This window comes from Izhakiella capsodis, assembly GCF_900115045.1.
In the GTDB taxonomy this organism is placed as follows: Bacteria; Pseudomonadota; Gammaproteobacteria; order Enterobacterales; family Enterobacteriaceae; genus Izhakiella; species Izhakiella capsodis.
Genome location: NZ_FOVC01000013.1, coordinates 1 through 17,406, shown reverse-complemented (window position 1 = coordinate 17,406; position 17,406 = coordinate 1). Strand labels below are relative to the sequence as shown.

At 44.7% G+C, this 17,406-nt stretch carries 17 protein-coding genes; 9 read left to right on the top strand and 8 right to left on the bottom strand.

The genetic code is table 11. From position 1 onward, the window contains the following. Positions 1–201 precede the first annotated feature (201 nt). From BM191_RS14680 to BM191_RS14645, 8 genes are all read left to right on the top strand, one after another. Positions 202–906: a DUF3053 domain-containing protein gene (locus BM191_RS14680; protein WP_092879465.1), complete on the top strand. Its 705-nt coding sequence runs from the start codon at positions 202–204 to the stop codon at positions 904–906. A gap of 467 nt (positions 907–1,373) precedes the next feature. After that, positions 1,374–3,308 (top strand): PTS mannitol transporter subunit IICBA, encoded by a 1,935-nt coding sequence (locus tag BM191_RS14675; RefSeq protein WP_092879464.1) that lies wholly within the window; start codon positions 1,374–1,376, stop codon positions 3,306–3,308. Positions 3,309–3,369: 61 nt separating this feature from the next. After that, positions 3,370–4,530, top strand: coding sequence for a mannitol-1-phosphate 5-dehydrogenase (mtlD, locus tag BM191_RS14670; RefSeq protein ID WP_092879463.1), 1,161 nt, complete (start codon positions 3,370–3,372; stop codon positions 4,528–4,530). A gap of 69 nt (positions 4,531–4,599) precedes the next feature. Beyond that, positions 4,600–5,124 (top strand): MltR family transcriptional regulator, encoded by a 525-nt coding sequence (locus tag BM191_RS14665; protein WP_092879455.1) that lies wholly within the window; start codon positions 4,600–4,602, stop codon positions 5,122–5,124. 85 nt (positions 5,125–5,209) lie between these two features. Then, on the top strand, positions 5,210–5,572 hold the full coding sequence (locus tag BM191_RS14660) for a YibL family ribosome-associated protein (RefSeq protein ID WP_092879448.1): 363 nt from the start codon (positions 5,210–5,212) through the stop codon (positions 5,570–5,572). A gap of 340 nt (positions 5,573–5,912) precedes the next feature. Further along, a complete protein-coding gene (locus BM191_RS14655; protein ID WP_177203355.1) occupies positions 5,913–6,569 on the top strand; it encodes a helix-turn-helix transcriptional regulator in 657 nt (218 codons plus the stop codon). 18 nt (positions 6,570–6,587) lie between these two features. Next, entirely contained in the window at positions 6,588–7,079 is a 492-nt protein-coding gene (locus BM191_RS14650; RefSeq protein ID WP_143088842.1) for a hypothetical protein, read from the top strand. Further along, positions 7,079–9,022 carry an FKBP-type peptidyl-prolyl cis-trans isomerase gene (locus tag BM191_RS14645; RefSeq protein ID WP_092879435.1) on the top strand — a complete coding sequence of 648 codons (1,944 nt, stop codon included), beginning with the start codon at positions 7,079–7,081 and terminating at the stop codon, positions 9,020–9,022. The genes BM191_RS14650 and BM191_RS14645 overlap by 1 nt, the downstream gene beginning before the upstream one ends. A gap of 59 nt (positions 9,023–9,081) precedes the next feature. On the opposite strand, the gene BM191_RS14640 is transcribed toward BM191_RS14645, so the two are convergent. The 4 genes from BM191_RS14640 to BM191_RS14620 all read right to left on the bottom strand — a co-directional run bounded on the left by BM191_RS14640 (position 9,082) and on the right by BM191_RS14620 (position 12,755). Then, a complete protein-coding gene (locus BM191_RS14640; RefSeq protein WP_092879433.1) occupies positions 9,082–9,360 on the bottom strand; it encodes a FaeA/PapI family transcriptional regulator in 279 nt (92 codons plus the stop codon). A 509-nt stretch (positions 9,361–9,869) separates the two neighbouring features. Continuing rightward, the gene (gene sodA, locus BM191_RS14635) at positions 9,870–10,487 is read right to left on the bottom strand and encodes a superoxide dismutase [Mn] (protein WP_092879432.1); all 618 of its coding nucleotides are present in this window, start codon (positions 10,485–10,487) and stop codon (positions 9,870–9,872) included. Positions 10,488–10,928: 441 nt separating this feature from the next. After that, positions 10,929–11,705: a formate dehydrogenase accessory sulfurtransferase FdhD gene (gene fdhD / locus BM191_RS14630; RefSeq protein ID WP_230479610.1), complete on the bottom strand. Its 777-nt coding sequence runs from the start codon at positions 11,703–11,705 to the stop codon at positions 10,929–10,931. A 603-nt stretch (positions 11,706–12,308) separates the two neighbouring features. Continuing rightward, positions 12,309–12,755, bottom strand: a complete 447-nt coding sequence (locus BM191_RS14620) for a hypothetical protein (protein ID WP_092879429.1) — start codon at positions 12,753–12,755, stop codon at positions 12,309–12,311. Positions 12,756–14,068: 1,313 nt separating this feature from the next. Between BM191_RS14620 and BM191_RS14615 the strand changes: the two genes are divergently transcribed. Continuing rightward, a complete protein-coding gene (locus tag BM191_RS14615; RefSeq protein ID WP_230479608.1) occupies positions 14,069–14,572 on the top strand; it encodes a winged helix-turn-helix domain-containing protein in 504 nt (167 codons plus the stop codon). Between the two features lie 248 nt (positions 14,573–14,820). On the opposite strand, the gene BM191_RS14610 is transcribed toward BM191_RS14615, so the two are convergent. Genes BM191_RS14610 through BM191_RS14595 form a run of 4 tightly spaced genes read right to left on the bottom strand, consistent with a single transcriptional unit; the run spans position 14,821 to position 17,189 of the window. Then, a complete protein-coding gene (locus BM191_RS14610) occupies positions 14,821–15,303 on the bottom strand; it encodes a type VI secretion system baseplate subunit TssE (RefSeq protein WP_092879428.1) in 483 nt (160 codons plus the stop codon). After that, entirely contained in the window at positions 15,300–16,112 is an 813-nt protein-coding gene (locus BM191_RS14605) for a type VI secretion system accessory protein TagJ (RefSeq protein WP_092879427.1), read from the bottom strand. The genes BM191_RS14610 and BM191_RS14605 overlap by 4 nt, the downstream gene beginning before the upstream one ends. Positions 16,113–16,126: 14 nt before the next feature. Further along, positions 16,127–16,969, bottom strand: coding sequence for a TagK domain-containing protein (locus BM191_RS16630; RefSeq protein WP_143088841.1), 843 nt, complete (start codon positions 16,967–16,969; stop codon positions 16,127–16,129). Further along, positions 16,926–17,189 carry a PAAR domain-containing protein gene (locus BM191_RS14595; protein WP_092879425.1) on the bottom strand — a complete coding sequence of 88 codons (264 nt, stop codon included), beginning with the start codon at positions 17,187–17,189 and terminating at the stop codon, positions 16,926–16,928. The genes BM191_RS16630 and BM191_RS14595 overlap by 44 nt, the downstream gene beginning before the upstream one ends. Between the last annotated feature and the right edge of the window lie 217 nt (positions 17,190–17,406).

The following is a 17,406-nucleotide window of genomic DNA, read 5'->3' as shown; positions in this document are numbered from 1 at the left end:
TAATTATATAGCACTACCAGTATCACTGCGCGCCGATGCATCCTGTGCTATCACCCTGCCATTTACGAGCAGCACCGGCATCCTGAACCGGGCTGGCACTTAATTGATGCGATATTCAAACTGTTAATTTTTCGTGATTCCGTCTATTCTTCAGGCAAGTTTTATTCACAAATCAGACTGATAGTTTAAACAGGAGTATTCATGAATACGGGGATCTCACGCCTATGTTCGGCGTTATGGTTACCACTGATCATCTTTTTTTCGGCGACAATATTAACCGGATGCGGTGACAAAACGGCCGATCAGCGCAAAGCTTTCATCGACTTTCTGCAAAATACCGTAATGCGCAGTGGCGAGCAAATTCCCGCGCTAAGTGAAGATCAAAAACAAAAGTTTGGGCCTTATGTCAATGATTACGCCATTCTGTACGGCTTTACACAGCAGGTAAACCGTGCAAAGCAGGACAGTCTTCAACCGATCATTTCCGATCTTAGCGCTGTTCGTATGCCACAGGATTATATAACGTACCGTGATAGCCTGCGTCAGGAGAGTGGTTCGCTGGGCGTGCTAATCCAGCAACTACAAGCTGCAAAAAATCAGGCTGATAATAGCAAAGCAGGATTGAAGCAGCCCGAAGACCTTAAAACGGTTTACGACAAAGCCTATACCCAGTTGGTCACACAACCAGCCAACCAGCTGTTATTGGTACTGCCTGCATTGCAGACCCTCAGCCAGAACGCAGTGCTAGCCGGCGATCTACTGCAGCAGCAAGCCGCAAACGTCACCATTAACGGAATGAGCGTTCAATTCACCACTCAGCAGCAAGCCGATACCTATAATGGTTTAATGAAGACGTTGTCACAAAACAGCACGTCATTAAGCCAGGCACAGAAACTGCTGCAATAACGCCTGCTCTCATGTCGGGCTGGCTTGCGTCAGCCCAAGGCTCATTACAGTTATCTCCCTATAACATCATCACTCAAATAAAAATGCGTAATACACATCTGACCTCAGGATAAAATGTGGTCAGATGCAGATCTCCTACAAAAATATCTTGTGATTTAGATCACAATACAGAAATAAAATAGCAACATGAAAAGGTGACTTTGATCACAACACACGATGATTACTACGGTTTTTTTTCTTTTTTTAGCCTATTTCACACTAACAGTGTGATCGGAATCACTAAAACCTCCCATTCATGCCACCATATTAAGTGACATGCATCACATTTCATTTGCAGTATTACGCAGTGAGATACTCACATGATAAAGTCCGCGTGCATACAGTAATACGAGTGCTCTGCACTGTAAGACTCTCACGAATTCACGCGCTCTCTTATTTCTCAGCGCGAACCAATAAGGGGTGTGTTTATGTCCTCAACAGTCAAGATCAAAGTTCAGAGCTTTGGTCGTTTTCTGAGTAACATGGTGATGCCAAACATTGGCGCTTTTATCGCCTGGGGTATCATTACCGCGTTGTTTATTCCTACGGGATGGACGCCAAATGAAACGCTGGCCAAACTGGTCAGCCCAATGATCACTTACCTGCTGCCGTTGCTAATCGGTTATACCGGAGGCCGACTGGTAGCTGGCGACCGCGGCGGCGTTGTCGGTGCCATTACCACCATGGGTGTGATTGCCGGTGCCGACATGCCGATGTTTCTCGGTTCAATGATCGCCGGCCCGCTGGGCGGCTGGGCAATTAAAACCTTCGATCGCCAGGTTGAAGGCAAAATTAAAAGTGGTTTCGAAATGCTGATTAACAACTTCTCTGCCGGTATTATCGGCATGCTGTTGGCTATCCTGGCATTTCTTGCTATCGGTCCATTGGTAGAGAACCTGTCGCATATTCTGGCAACCGGTGTGAACCTGATGGTGAAGAACAATCTGCTGCCGCTGTCTTCCATTTTTGTTGAGCCGGCAAAAATTCTGTTCCTGAATAACGCAATTAATCACGGCATTTTCTCGCCGCTGGGTATTCAGCAGGCCAGCGAACAAGGTAAATCTATTTTCTTCCTGATCGAAGCTAATCCTGGCCCAGGCATGGGCGTACTGATGGCTTATATGTTTTTTGGTCGTGGCAGCGCCAGACAATCTGCCCCTGGCGCAGCTATCATTCACTTTTTTGGTGGTATCCACGAGATTTATTTCCCGTATGTATTGATGAGCCCACGTCTGCTGATCGCGGTTATCCTCGGTGGTATGACCGGCGTATTCACGCTGTCCGTTTTGCACGGAGGTCTGGTTTCACCTGCCTCTCCGGGTTCAATTATCGCCGTACTGGCAATGACGCCAAAAGGTGCCTACTTCGCTAACATCGCAGCGGTAGTTGCTGCCTTTGCCGTCTCCTTTGTGATCTCAGCCATCCTGCTGAAAACCAGCAAAGCGAAAGAAGACGATGACATTGAAAGCGCAGTGCGCCGCGTGCAGGATATGAAAGCGCAGTCCAAAGGTCAGTCATCAACCACCAACGCAACATCAGGAACCAACGTAAAAGAGGCCGATCTTAGCCATGTACGCAAAATCATCGTAGCGTGTGACGCCGGAATGGGTTCCAGCGCGATGGGCGCCGGTGTACTGCGTAAAAAAGTAAACGATGCTGGCCTGAGCAATATCTCAGTAACCAATGCCGCTATTAATTCCCTGCCAGGTGATGTGGACCTGGTTATTACCCATCGCGACCTGACCGAACGCGCTATTCGCCAGGCACCACATGCGCAGCACATCTCGTTAAGTAACTTTCTCGACAGCAGCCTTTACAGCGATCTGACCGCCCGTCTGGTCGAGACTAATCGTTCCGAGTTACACCGTGAGAAAGTTAACGAAACGCTGGCTGATAGCTTCGATAACAGCGGCAAAAACCTGTTTAAGCTCAGCGCAGATAACGTATTCCTTAGTTTGACCGCCAGCGATAAAGAACAGGCTATCCGCTTTGCCGGCGAGCAACTGGTAAAAGGAGGTTATGTTCAACCGGAATATGTTGAGGCGATGCTGGCGCGTGAAAAATTAACCCCTACCTACCTGGGCGAGTCAATCGCCGTACCGCACGGTACGGTGGAGGCAAAAGATCGCGTACTGAAAACCGGCGTGGTGTTCTGCCAGTATCCAGCAGGCGTTCGCTTCGGTGAAGAGGAGGATGAGATTGCCCGCCTGGTCATCGGCATCGCTGCACGCAATAACGAACATATCCAGGTAATTACCAGCCTTACCAACGCCCTTGACGATGAGCACGTGATTGAGAAGCTGGCAAATACCACCCATGTCGATGAGGTAGTGGAGATTCTATCCGGGGCCCACACGGCTTAATCGACGGGGCCTGCTCATTCGGCCCCTTTTTTATCTACGGATTATTTATGAAGGTAGCGTTATGAAAGCATTACATTTTGGTGCCGGTAATATTGGTCGCGGTTTCATAGGTAAACTGCTGGCTGATGCCGGTATTCAACTCACCTTTGCCGATGTTAATCAGGCAGTACTGGATGCGCTGAATGCGCATAAAGAGTATCGCGTTAAGGTTGTTGGCGAGGATGCGCAGGTTGAGATGGTCAAAGGCGTTGATGCCATCAATAGCACCAGCGAAGCAGTTATCAGTAAAATAGCCCAGGTTGATATCGTTACCACGGCGGTTGGTCCGCAAATTCTGGAACGTATCGCTCCGGGAATTGCTAAAGGGCTGGCCAAACGTAGTGATAGCGGTAACACCTGTCCGCTGAATATTATCGCCTGCGAAAATATGGTACGCGGTACCAGCCAGTTAAAAATGCATGTTCTCAAAGCCCTGCCCACTCAATACCGTGATTGGGTTGAAGCACACGTCGGTTTCGTTGACTCAGCGGTCGATCGAATTGTACCACCCTCGGAATCCATCAACAGCGATCCGCTGGAAGTGACGGTAGAAACCTTTAGCGAATGGATCGTCGATAAAACGCAGTTTAAAGGAAAATTTCCGCAGATCTCCGGTATGGAGCTGACGGATAATCTGATGGCATTTGTCGAACGTAAGCTTTTTACCCTTAATACCGGCCATGCCATCACAGCCTACCTTGGGCAGCTTAACGGTCATAACACTATTCGCGATGCCATCCTGGATAACAAAGTGCGTGCTATCGTCAGAGGTGCCATGGAAGAAAGCGGCGCCGTGCTGATCAGGCGTTACGATTTTGATCCAGCGAAACACGCCGCCTACATCAAGAAAATCATTAGTCGTTTTGAAAATCCTTATCTGATTGATGACGTCGAGCGCGTTGGCCGTCAGCCGCTGCGTAAACTCAGTAGCGGCGATCGTTTGATCAAACCCATTTTGGGGACACTGGCGTATCATCTTCCACATTCTAATCTGGTAACGGGTATCGCCGCTGCGATGCATTATCACAGCGATCAGGATCCCCAGGCGCAGGAGCTGGCCTCATTACTGGCTGAAAAAGGTCCGCAGGAGACGATAGCGCAGATTTCAGGTCTGGATAGTAAAAGCGAGGTGGTTACTGACATCGTTAAAGCTTATAAGGCCATTAACAAGTGCGCTCCCTGACTTATCAGGTAAACAGCAAGGGCTCCGTCAACTGGCGCCCTCTTTGGTTATAAAAAGTTGTGGGCAGTTATGGAACAACCCCAGGCATTCGAAAATAAGGCTCTCGAACGTCTTAATGACGGCAGAACAGTGCGGAGCTTCTTGATCGCCATCGAGGAATTACTGGCTGAAGCGATCAATATGCAGGTTATCAAGGTGTTTCGTAAAGACGACTTCGCGGTGAAATATGCCGTAGAACCCTTGTTACTGGGCAGCGGCCCTCTCGGCGAACTTTCAGTTCGCCTGAAACTCATTTACGGCCTCGGAATTATCAGTCGCCATGAGTATGAAGACTGTGAACTACTGATGGCATTACGTGAAGAGATGAATCATGATGGTAATGAATATCGCTTTACCGATGATGAAATTATCGGACCATTTGCTGAGTTACACTGTGTAAACACATTGCCGCCCCGCCCTCAGATAATTGAGAAAGACGCGCAATTACAGACAATGCAACAACAGCGCTATCTGCAGATCGTGCGTTCGACTCTGGTGTTATCATTGACCGAGCTGATCGCCCGTATCAGCATGAAAAAAGCCTTCCAGAAGTAGACGGTTTTCCCCGAGTTCATCCTTTTAATGTATCCTTAATCCGGTAAAGAGTTTTTGTTACAGCTAAGAATCACCGGGTGCCAAAATGAAAGAGCAGGAAAAAGCAGAAATCAGACGCCTCAGCGACCAGCTGGACGCGCTAAATCGTAAAGAGTCAACGCTACTCACCGCCGGATACAGCGAAAAATTAGGTGAGTTACTGGCAGAAAAAGATACGCTTGAAGCGGAAATCGACCGCTTACGTGGTGTGCGCGAGCAAAAGCTAAGTAAGGAAGCGCAAAAATTGAAGAAAATGACCTTCAGCCGGGCAATAACTCGTAAAGAGCAAGCCAACATGGGGGGGCTGAAAAAATCGGTCAGAGGATTGGTGATTGTTCATCCTATGACCGCGCTGGGGCGGGAAATGGAACTGACCGAGATGACCGGTTTCGCTAATAGCACGTTTTAATCCTTTGGCAAGTCTGCTCGCCAGGCTTGCTTCATTATTCAGCACCCAAATTTCCTCTATTCTTAATCAGTCAGGCATTACCCCTACGATAAACATCAATTCCCCCCAATATTCTTTAATATATATCGCAGTAAATGAATTTACAGTTGAAAATGTCGCATTTTTAACACCACGACGCCCTCAGATTATTTTGCGGTATATTAGTGATGGCCCTTAGAGGATGGGCTTCGCTACACATTTCTCGAAGGAAACGACTGGCTAGTGGCCGCTACAGAACAACATCAGGATACTCTGGTTGCGCGGAACATTGCGCTCGAAGATGGCTAACAGGGAAGTAAAAATGAAAAAAAATCTCTCGGTACTGATATGCGACGACGATCGTTTTTATGCATCAGGCTTGCAGACGCTTATATCCACGTGGGCTTCCGAGCGTAAACTCAACGTCAATTTCGCCGATCAGTTTCAGCTACGCGCGCGTAGCGAAATTATCTTCATCAGCCAAAGCGAGCTGTCGTCTTATCGCCTGCACGCACTGCGTATGGAAATAACCGCCTTTCGTCGTTATGTATTTGTTATTCAGCAGCAGGAAAGCAGTAACCGGGACGATTTGAACTCGTTGAAGGAGAATTTCGCCATGATACCACGACAGGCTCAGCCTGCTGTCATTCAGCGATATCTGGAAACCGCGCTACGTAAACTGGAAAGCTTCGCCGCCTCATCTCCACAAACAGCGGGCGCCATCTCGGTCAGTTCTCCGCTGACATTTCGTGAAACCCAGATACTGCGCTTTCTGGCACGCGGCATCAGCCATGCGACTGTAGCCCGCTACTTACAAATTAGTGAAAAAACCGTCAGCACGCATAAACGCAACATTATGACCAAACTCAATATCAGCCGAACCACCGAATTGAACTATTGGCTTATTGACGAGGGTTTTTTCCGGTCGCCACCGTCATTTAACGCTCTTGCGAATAATAGACATTCAACTAATACCTAGATCTTCAGGAAGATGTATATGAAATCCCTTTGGTGTCTCATAATGGCTCTACTAGTGAGTAGCTCACTGGCAGGTTGTCAGAGTATGTTCAAAAATCAATCGGTTAATAAAACGACCCAGGCGCCCCCCATAAAAATGTCCACAGCGCCTGTAGCTAATGACACCAATAATAAAAAACCTGAAAGCCCGCAGCTATCAGGCCCATCTAAAGTTGATACAGTGGCGGAAAACAGCACTAAATCCGACAACAGTGTGATGGCCAACATGGAACGCTGCAAAGCGCAATTGGATGCACTTAAAACTCTGGCTCCGGATAAATATCCCCGCCTCAACAACGCGTTTCGTTATATTATGCGCGGTGCTGCCAGCTATGCATCGGTGCGCCCGGAGATCTCGAAGGAAACGCAGGACACCATTGATGCTCTTTATCATTACCGCTCCAACCTGATCTGCGCGCAGATCAGCCAGACCATGATGAACACCCTGAGCCTACATGGAGCCATGCCGTAATGCGGGCAACGCTTTATTTGAGTATCGCTGCCAGCCTCTCCCTCAGTCAGTTATCGCTGGCAGCACAAGCTAACTCAACGCTGCCACCACTACTACGTTTTGCTGAGCAATATGCGGCTGAGCATCCCCCACGCCAGCCAAGACCCTCAGCCCACAAAGCCCCTGCCCCGAAAAAAGCGCCTACGGCAAAACGTCGTGAAGATGTCAGCCAGAATCAGGACGTATTACAGAGTAATCAACGTCTCCAGCAGCAAGCAGAAGAAATAGACACGTTGAAGAGAGCGCTGGCTAAAGCACAGGAAAATCAGCGGCTATCCACACCCGTAAGGCTGGATTTGAGTGCAATGGCTGCGGGTATTCAGAAATTGCGCCAGCTTTCAGGAATGACCAGTGACGAAGCTCAGACCCGGAAAACCATCGATGGACTTTCGCAACAGCTGGCGCAAAGCCAGCAGCGCATCACTGAGCTTACCGCGAAACATGTTCAGCTGATTGATCAACGCAACATGCTGGAAAAAGAAATAGAGGCGTTTCGCGAGAAAATTAATCAGCAACATGCTGAAAAAGATACGCAACTGGCACAGTCAGCAAAACTGAAAGAGCTGGAGCAGCAGCTGATTCAAGCACAGGCTGACGTTAAATCAGCAGAATTGGCTCGTCAGCAGCAGGATGGGACAGTAAAAGCGCTTCAGGAACAGCTCAGAGAGACCCGCAGTCAGCTTGCGCAGCTGCAAGCCATCAAAGAGAATAGCCCCGAAGACCCGTCCCAAAAGCAAGCCGCAGCTGAAATCGGAAAAATACGTGAACAGCTTGAGGCCGCAAATCAGCAGCTGGCACGCTTACGCACAAATGCCGATCTTATACAACAAAGATCGACTCAGGCATTAAAAGACGCTCAGGAAAAACTAGGAAAACAACTAGATACGGCAAATAAGAAGCAGAATGAGCTGCAAGCACAGCTAAAAATGAGCAATAAAGACGCCGAATTAGCCGTCGCACAACGCCAGCAAACTGCGGAGGAGCTGAATACAACGCGCGGCAGGCTCCAGCTGCTACAAAATCAGCTGGATATGCTGCGGGCTACGAATGCGAGCAATCCAGTAAAAAACAATAGCAACCAGAAGTCGGATAGTTCAGACGAACTGCAGAAACAGTTAGATCAGGCACAAGCTAAGGTAAAAGAGTTACAAAACCAGCTTAACGCTCTACCGCTCAAAGGACTACCAATTTTAAATTCACAGATTTTGCAAAATCCTACCGTTCGTCAGGGCTATGCTATTGGGGTTTCGTTGGGCGCGGAAATTTTGCTTTTGCAGCAAACACATCAGGCAGAAGGCAATAAGGTAGATAAAAACCTTATCCTTGCCGGTATTATCGACGCCTTCGATGATCAACCAAAGCTTGACGAAAAAAGCCTGACTAAAGCGCTGGAAGAGGCGAATCAAGCAACCAATGGACATCTGCCAGTGGCAGCTAAGGAATCCGCTTCTCGGGCTCCATCATTGCCGGAGCCGGGCTTCAAACCGACCATCCGCAAGCAGGATCGAGGCTTTATGGACGCCTATCTCAAACGAAAAGGTGTCAAAAAGTCATCTCACGGATTCTGGTATGAAGTGACTAAGCCGGGTATTAAACCATTGAAACCCGATGACACGGTCGCAATCGTAGTCCAGGAGAGTCTGACAAACGGCACGGTTATCAACGATATGGAAAAGACCGGGCGGATGCTGAGCGAAAAGCTGAGTGACTACCCCCCGCTCTTTCAGGAAGCGCTGTCGAAACTACGCAGCCAGGGTGAAATGGACTTAGTTGTACCGCCGGAGTTAGCATATGGGAAAAAAGGGATGCCGCCTAAGATCCCGCCGAATGCCACAATGGTTTATCATGTCCGTATTGTCGCTGTCTGGCCGAAAGGGAAAGCACCAGCGCCATCAAAAAATTAATGTGAATACGTTGTCGCTAAAAAGAAAAAAACCATCTTTACTAAGATGGTTTTTTTCTCTCAGTGCTTCAAGCCTGGACTATCAGTTCGCTTCCAGTAAAGGTGTTTAGCATGCTTGCCCTTAACAGAATCAATTAAACCTTTTTCCTGTAGCAGCAAAAGGATATGGCGTGTTGAGTAAATACTTAAGCTACATCGATCGGCGATATCGCGCGTGCTGGGAAATAAAGAAAAATCAGCAAGGGAATGACCAGATGAGCTCATCATTTCTTCGATAGTCTGTAATACCTCGACTATAGTATCCAGTCTTTTGCTACTGCGAACATTAAATCTTTCCATGTTAGTTGCTCCCTAGTGATGCTTCAGCTATCCATTGCCAGACCGCGAGAAATATTTGCGACCCCGTTAATCTTATCATGACTAAAACAAATGCAAATATGCCAGAATATGAGTAAACAACAAAGCTATGAAACTCATTAACACTATCTTGTTTAAAGTTAATGCATGTTTTCAGTTATCCAATGTTCATTGGATAACTGAAAAAATTTGAATTAAAATTAATTTCTTTCAATTAAAAACAAACATTTAGCAACGATAATAGCAACTCCCTTACACAAATTAACTGAGAGTGAGTCTTAATTAATTAAAAATAAAAAGCCAGACAAGTATATACAAAAAAACATGAGCATTAATTCTTCAGACAGATAGCCAGAAAATTTAGCAATATGATAACAAAATTTTCTGCTAGTAAATGCGCTGTTTTGCGAATGATATGCCCATCGTCAGGATGCAGATACAACAAAGCCGACAAACGTAACATTTGCCGGCTTATGATCCTAAAGACGAATTTATTTCGCTTGATCGTAACGGTTCGCCGCTTCATCCCAGTTAACTACGTTCCAGAACGCTTTAATATAGTCAGGGCGCTTATTCTGGTATTTCAGGTAATAAGCATGCTCCCAAACATCAAGTGCGATGATTGGAAAGCCGGAGACGCCGCTGACAGACTCGCCCATCAGCGGACTGTCCTGGTTCGCGGTGGAGACAACCGCCAGCTTATCGCCTTTTTTCACCAGCCAGGCCCAACCGGAACCAAAACGGGTAGCGGCGGCTTTCTCAAAGGCTTCTTTGAACTTTTCAACGCTACCAAAATCCTTCTCGATAGCAGCCTTAAGCGGTCCCTGCAAAGTAGTGCCGGTTTTCAGGCCTTTCCAGAATAAGCTATGATTTGCATGGCCGCCTGCGTTGTTACGAACGGCTGTCTTCTTATCAGCAGGGATTTTATCCAGACTGGCAATCAGTTCCTCGACCGGCAGGTTAGCAAATTCAGTGCCTTCAACCGCAGCATTAGCATTGTTGACGTAGGTCTGATGATGTTTAGTGTGGTGGATTTCCATCGTCTGCTTGTCGAAATGCGGCTCAAGTGCGTCGTAAGCATAAGGCAAGGATGGCAGTGAATAGCTCATGTTTCATCTCCATTTTATTGATAAGCGAGAGGGGCCAGCACGCTGGCCCCTCTCTGCGTAAGCAGTGTGGTCATTATAGTTGAATTCAACACATGGGAAAGGTAGATCAATGTCTTACAACTATGAATAAATGCGATCTGCTAAAAAACGCTGCGTCATTTCACAGTAAACTGAGCTTGCTGATACGATTTTCCTGGAGATATATAACGATAAAACAACGCCATTCGGTCGTTTTCAAAAAACTACAGACTCTTGATATCAGCGTTGAAATACTCATCAGACTTAGCTGAAACAGAGCACAAATAGTCACAGCAGAACCTTCATGATCGCACGTGAATTATACGATTTTTTAGTGTCGTTTAAGAATCTTCTGCTTTTTGATAATTTCATTGGTATGTCATCCAATCAATACCGAGAACGATTTATCCTGATTGTGCGCCCTCAGCGCAAACGCTGCGGATGAGAATAAACAGTCGCACGGCCTGGCTGACTAAAACCGACCAACGTCAGATTACTGCGCTCTGCCACTTCAACAGCAAGACTGGTTGCCGCAGAGACGGCAAACAGAATTTCTACCCCGCACATCGCAGCCTTTTGCACCATTTCATAGCTGGCGCGGCTGGATATCAGCGCCGCACCAGACTGCCATTCAGGCTGATGACTGCGTGCGCCAAGCAGCTTATCCAGCGCCACATGGCGGCCAATGTCTTCGAATCCGTTGATGAGTTGACCATCTGGCATGATCCAACCGGCAATATGCGTGCATCCGGTCATTCTTCCCACCGGTTGGCATATTTTCAACTGTTTTAGCGGCGCATCAAGCAGTGACAGTTCGAAAGATTGCGTAAAGGGTAACGGCTCAACAGGCTTACCGATTTCAGCCAGTTGCTCCACACCGCATACACCGCAGCCAGTGCGCCCTTCCATCGCACGGCGGCGCTCTTTCAGCGCCATAAACCGACGGCTGGAAAGCTCAATCTGCACCTCGATTCCCTGACATACGTCAACGATATCAATACCATAGATATCCTGAGCCGATGCGATAATTCCCTCTGAAAGCGAGAAGCCAACCGCCAGATGCTGCAAATCGCCAGGCGACGCCATCATGACTACGTGAGAAATGCCGTTATAGACCAAAGCAACCGGTACCTCCTCCGCCAGCCAGTCGGCAACAGATACATTCAGCGCCTTTTTTGTCCAGATCGGCTTACTGACCACACCGGACGGAATACACCGCGCCTCATTCGGGGGTTGCTTTTCAGCGTTCAACGATGCCACCTTTTTCTCAATCCTGCGAATCTTATAGTAATGACTTAACTTTATAGCATGATTAAACCATTTCATTTCGGCGCTATGAGACTTACGACAAGATGGCGGATGCAAGCTGTTAGTTATCGCGCGCATTAAGGCTATTTTTATCTGAGCAGCTCACTCAGCTCTATGGACTTAAAGGACGACGATGTTCTACGCATAGCATAAACCACATTGGTCAAACCCCGCCATTTTCGCCCCGTGCGGGCCAGCCGACAGCAGATAAACGTAGTAAAACAAAGATTTACGTTATCTGCACTGCAAATTTGTGAAAACGCATAGTATATCACGCGTGCAAAAAATGATGCTGAATGTGCTGATGGAACAAGAGGGCTTTTTCTTCAGCTATCTCAGGGCGTTTCTTCCCACAGGAACAGCTTTCATGATTGCGACATCTCTCACAGCAGTCGCCTTTAAGGATAACATTTGTCCAGTGTGCAACGATGATAGTAGCGAAAATGAATCACATAACGTTATTAACATCGTGCTCACCTTCATGCGTAGACTGATTTATTGACCGGTTTTCGAAGAGGATACACTATCACCATTTTCAACAATCCTTACCTTGTCTCTCACCAGCTGATAACCTTTATATTTGATCTCTTCGCACAGCGTGTTCAGTTTCATGCTGAGTGAGATTGAAAGAATAGATCTGGCATCCGGGTCCATAATATTTTTATTTTTATTGAGAAAACTATACACGCTACTGATTCTGCTATATCTCTCCTCAAACTCCGAGTAATCATCCTGACTTGCGCTTTTAAGAAAATTGAAGTTGTCGATACAGGTGTTATTAGAGGAAGGGAGCGAACTCCAATATTTTTTTGGGGTTTTACGCACCTCTTTAGTCGATATTTTATGAAGAGCCTTAACTGTATTCGCTGTATTTTTAGCATCCGGATAGACATCAACGTCACCAGAGGAAAAAACCGAGCAACCAGTTAAAGATAAAAACATTAAAATAAGAAAACCATACCTGACTACCACTATCCGAACTCTCCATATTCTCAATGGTAGACACTCAAGGAAGCCAACCATTATGTCTGACTGAAAATTAAAATACCTACTGCAAGCTTATCCCTTGCAGCAGAATCTTGCGGATGCTGCAATTAAGGATAGATTGGTAATCTGGAGCCCCACGTTAAATAGTAAAACTCAGAATGATTTGACTAGCGCATAGTTCTGTAAAATCAATAACTTACATACTCAACAAGAATTTATATTTATTCAAATAGATATAGCTATAGTAGAGTTAAAATTGAGCAAAGAGCAATAGTAGAACTGCACTACAAAAGAAATATAAACACAATTATATGATAAAAGATAAAAACTATGATTAATGACTCTTTAAATCCACACGCTAGCAGATAATTTCACATTATTTTTGTAAGGCGTTATCAACTGAATAAAACTCTATTGCCGCAAGGTTCATTATCAATGCAGTAGGCTGCTGCCTTAAAAAGCCACAATTCTACCCAAATTTTCAACATTGAACATGACAATATGGCCTGTTTGAGCAGCTCATAAAGTGCACAAGCTAAAGAATGCTTTATCATTTCAGATTTTTCTCTCACAGAGATATCCCAACAGAGAGAATGATACGTTTTACATGAAAAACATCATTAAAATTGGTAGATTATTGATAAAAAAAAATGATCAACACGGATATTTTTTCATTAAGATTAAAAATAAATTATGAGTATGTTATTCATTTCGTTTAATCCAACTAAATATTATTATGATTAAGTTGCTTATTTTTTGAATTGCTTACAACGATCGATTCAAACAGTTTAATTGTTTTAATCTATTTAACTTTTCCAGTTTTTTACTGTAGTGTAACAATTGCTTATGTATGATCTATAACTACTGGCATAGTCTTCTGGTTAGAATTTTAATGGTGGTTTTTTATGTTTATTTTTTTTTTGAAACTAAAAGCAATGGCATGGATAGTTCTCTTTCATAAAAAAGTGCAAAAAAAGAAAGAATGTAATTACTGTTATAATCAGCTTTTGCATTTTTATAGCCGCTTTAATGACTGAGGAAAAGCATACCTGCTTTCAATAATAAATTCACAGTTATCACTGCTGGCTCTTTTATAACATTCTCACACACATCAAAGTCCAAGCAAAATGGTAGGACTTTGTATATTTATGGTATTAATTTATTATATTAGATAATTTCAACCACACACAGATTTTAAAAAGCATGGTTTTTTAGTTTCACAACCAAGTTGTTGTGATAACCACTTTATATTCAGGATAAAAAGTGAGATGGATCTTATGACAGTCAAAATAAATAATGAAGTTGAGTATGATAAGGATAAAAAAATGCTTAAATCTGATTTTACTAGCTACGATATAAGTACACCTGCATCATACTGCCTAACTTTATTAATAGAAAAGAGAGATAATCTTGTCAGCCATGAAGAATTGTACGAATATGCATGGCGGCGCTTCGGCATGGAAGTCACAGCAAATACTCTTTATCAAAATATATCCGAACTCAGAAAAGCATTGAAGTCCTGCGGCATTCAGGAAAAATTAATTCAAACGATTCCACGCAGAGGATTCACACTTTTATCGGATCAAAAACAGGCGTCTTTAAAAAACGAAATAAACAATGGAATAGTTAATATAAACCCTACAGAAAAAATTAAAAAAAATAAACTCTCATCAACACCTTCAGATAAAAACATGTGGAGAAAATTAAGCTATGTTTTATTATTGATGATAATATTTAATATCTTAATTACATTATCACTATTCATAATGTGATATAAAGCTAACAACAATAGATTAAGAAAAATACAACCTATGAGAACTCATTAAATTAAAACATAGAAATCATACAGCAATCTTATTCATTAATACCTCGAACTCTTTTGTTTAATCATATCAATCGAGTGAATAATAACGTAAAGCTATTATTTATGAAATGACAGACCGGTCTCTATTCGCTCAAAAAATGACAGCTAATGCTGCTTTCTTATTCGATTTTATGCAGCATTAACTTTTTAAAAAAACTATACTAAATTGGCTCTGTCAGTCTCAACTTCGTAAAGTGCCTTGAGCGATAAATCAATAGGATGTGGATGCCATTCTATTAAGGCATTTATTTCGAAATTGATGATGCCATTACACGACGGCGACTGCCGGTTACCTTCAAAGTTAATAACTATAGAATCAGCGATAAGTCTGGGTTCAAACCTGATAAGAGCATTGCGCACTTTGATCTCTAATGAATTCCAATTATGTGATGAGGCATATCCGCCAATAAGTGGTGAGATGCCATAGTTCAATGTTGATGCCATAACCTCTTTGTGACGCATAGCATCAAGGCTACCTTCAATATTGGTGGTATTAAGCAACTCGGCGATACTACGTTGGACAACAGCCCGCATTGTGCGGGCGTCATAATGGTATTTATTCCATTCTTCTGACTGAACTCTTGGTTCGTCATCCAATAATCGCTCCAGTAGCCCCGGAGGAAATGGATTGTTTCTCATTGCAAATTATCCCGTTTGCTGAAGGTAAGCTCACCTGTTTCGAAAAGCGAGTATTCTCCAAGGTTAGTTATCCACATCTTTCTTCCCAACCCAATATAACGTCCCCCTTCCTGCCGCTGCCACTCGGTTTTAGAACCGACCTTCAAGCTTTGCTCACTGGTAATGGACAATGGATATCGAGCAGGTAAATAACCTTTCCATGTTTGCCCGTCGATCACTATTTCAGCTGGAGCCCAGATTAGATCACTTATGCCCTGAGGTTCATTAACCAGCAGGGATTGTATGTCAGCAACAGGAACCCAGCGATAAGCACCAGCACTGATAAATTCACAAACGGGTCCCAGACGATCATCGCCATCGGCCAGCCACTCAAACTCGCCAATAGTTGAACTATAACCTGGCTGCGCACTCGCAGCTTCAATACACTGACCGCGAACTCGCTCTCCCTCAACGAACTGGCCTGCAGCATATAATGCATTTGCCTTCAGTAAATCATTAATCCAGACTGGCTGTTTATTTCCAACTAAACCTGCCGCTCGTTCACCTAAAAGTACGGATTCGCGCATGCGTTCACTGTAAATCAGATTGTTATATAATTCACATTGTTGCTGCACCGCCGGTTCAATCTTCTGCAGTGTTACCAGCTGGTGCAGAGCATTATCCCATTTGCTTTGCAAACAATAAAGTTTGATTAATGTCAGACGGTTTTCGAAATCTTTTGGGTTAGTTTTAACAGCATCAACTGACTGAGCGATCATCTTATCAATTTCAGCCATTTCCGTAATTAGACCTGTTTTTCCTGTGCTCATTTAACTATTATCCTTCAGAGGTGGCTATCCAATCCTAATTTATAAAGTTCACGATAAAGTAATTCTGGCAGAGGATGCTTTTCAACTCTGGCCATATTTTCAGGCGCTAACACCGTTAATAAGTCAGGCAACCTTTCTTCTGTATCTTCCAATTGATTCATTGACATAAGTTCATCAATCACAAGATTAATCAGACTTTCATTATCAAAAATACACTCGGTAATAGTTCTGTCTTTTACGTTGTCGGTTACTCCATCGAGAAATTCATCACGTTCAGGTAGATAATTTTCATCCTTTTCTTCATTTTCATAGTTCCTCTGAATATTATGCCCCCACAGTAAAAAATGCTTATATTCATATGCCAAATTTTTCAGTACATCATCCTGATGTGTTTCCGATTCCACCCAAGGTATAAAATGCCCTCCATGCGATATAACATCATCTAATTCGGGCAGCTTCTCATGATCTCCGATAATATCCTGAGAGAGGATAGTGTCATCTTCATCTGACATGATGACGCCTAATCTGAATACTCCTGCCTGAATTGTTATCCCACTTTGTAGAGTAGTAACATCGTCTGGTCTCTGAGCATGTCCATTAACCAGGCAGACGTGCTCATGACAATGATTATTCATCACAGGAACAGTATCCGCCCAGCTGAAGCATAAATAATCCTCTCCTGTCGGTGGGGGGCTAAGGCTGGTTCCGGCTTGACTCAAAACAAAATACAACCCGTTACCATCCTTATTTCTCCCCCCATCGACAAAGAAGGGGGGCAGGTTCGGCGGCCAACTAATGGTAAGTTGAATGATATTAGCCGATGAAAACATCACCGGAACCACTTGTAATTTCGGCACCACACCCTGTTGAGTCCCCTATACGTGCAGCTGGCTGTTGATTGATGAATACCGTTCCTGACCCACAGGTAATACTCGCCGCGCCGTGTAATAAAGCGCAAGTCACTACACTAACGTTTCCAATTGCAGCGGGTTTGCTGTTGATAAATACAGTACCGGAACCACTGACTATAGTTCCCCCATGACTGCTGCCATCATCCAATCTTGCTGCAGGTTGCATTTTCAGTCCTCTCTAACGAACGTCAATTTTGTCCGGGTTCAAAACCAGTATGGTTTTCCACTTGATTAAGATTCATTGTCTGACTCATCGTCGTCGTTCACGGCTACGGCGGTCACGGCGGCGGCGGCTATCGCTACAGCTGCTGCTGCGTAAGCGGCCCCGGAGCCATGAGAGCCATGAGAGCCATGAGAGCCATGACCGTGAGTACCTTCACTCG

What these genes read in the sequence shown, in the direction of transcription:
- BM191_RS14655 (WP_177203355.1), top strand. Translation starts at nt 5,913, where the DNA reads ATGAAAAAAAATCTCTCGGTACTGATATGCGACGACGATCGTTTTTAT.
- mtlD (WP_092879463.1), top strand. Translation starts at nt 3,370, where the DNA reads ATGAAAGCATTACATTTTGGTGCCGGTAATATTGGTCGCGGTTTCATA.
- BM191_RS14640 (WP_092879433.1), bottom strand. Translation starts at nt 9,360, where the DNA reads ATGGAAAGATTTAATGTTCGCAGTAGCAAAAGACTGGATACTATAGTC.
- BM191_RS14665 (WP_092879455.1), top strand. Translation starts at nt 4,600, where the DNA reads ATGGAACAACCCCAGGCATTCGAAAATAAGGCTCTCGAACGTCTTAAT.
- BM191_RS14595 (WP_092879425.1), bottom strand. Translation starts at nt 17,189, where the DNA reads ATGCAACCTGCAGCAAGATTGGATGATGGCAGCAGTCATGGGGGAACT.
- BM191_RS14660 (WP_092879448.1), top strand. Translation starts at nt 5,210, where the DNA reads ATGAAAGAGCAGGAAAAAGCAGAAATCAGACGCCTCAGCGACCAGCTG.
- BM191_RS14645 (WP_092879435.1), top strand. Translation starts at nt 7,079, where the DNA reads ATGCGGGCAACGCTTTATTTGAGTATCGCTGCCAGCCTCTCCCTCAGT.
- BM191_RS14615 (WP_230479608.1), top strand. Translation starts at nt 14,069, where the DNA reads ATGGATCTTATGACAGTCAAAATAAATAATGAAGTTGAGTATGATAAG.
- BM191_RS14610 (WP_092879428.1), bottom strand. Translation starts at nt 15,303, where the DNA reads ATGAGAAACAATCCATTTCCTCCGGGGCTACTGGAGCGATTATTGGAT.
- BM191_RS14675 (WP_092879464.1), top strand. Translation starts at nt 1,374, where the DNA reads ATGTCCTCAACAGTCAAGATCAAAGTTCAGAGCTTTGGTCGTTTTCTG.
- sodA (WP_092879432.1), bottom strand. Translation starts at nt 10,487, where the DNA reads ATGAGCTATTCACTGCCATCCTTGCCTTATGCTTACGACGCACTTGAG.
- BM191_RS14680 (WP_092879465.1), top strand. Translation starts at nt 202, where the DNA reads ATGAATACGGGGATCTCACGCCTATGTTCGGCGTTATGGTTACCACTG.
- BM191_RS14650 (WP_143088842.1), top strand. Translation starts at nt 6,588, where the DNA reads ATGAAATCCCTTTGGTGTCTCATAATGGCTCTACTAGTGAGTAGCTCA.
- BM191_RS14605 (WP_092879427.1), bottom strand. Translation starts at nt 16,112, where the DNA reads ATGAGCACAGGAAAAACAGGTCTAATTACGGAAATGGCTGAAATTGAT.
- BM191_RS14620 (WP_092879429.1), bottom strand. Translation starts at nt 12,755, where the DNA reads ATGTTTTTATCTTTAACTGGTTGCTCGGTTTTTTCCTCTGGTGACGTT.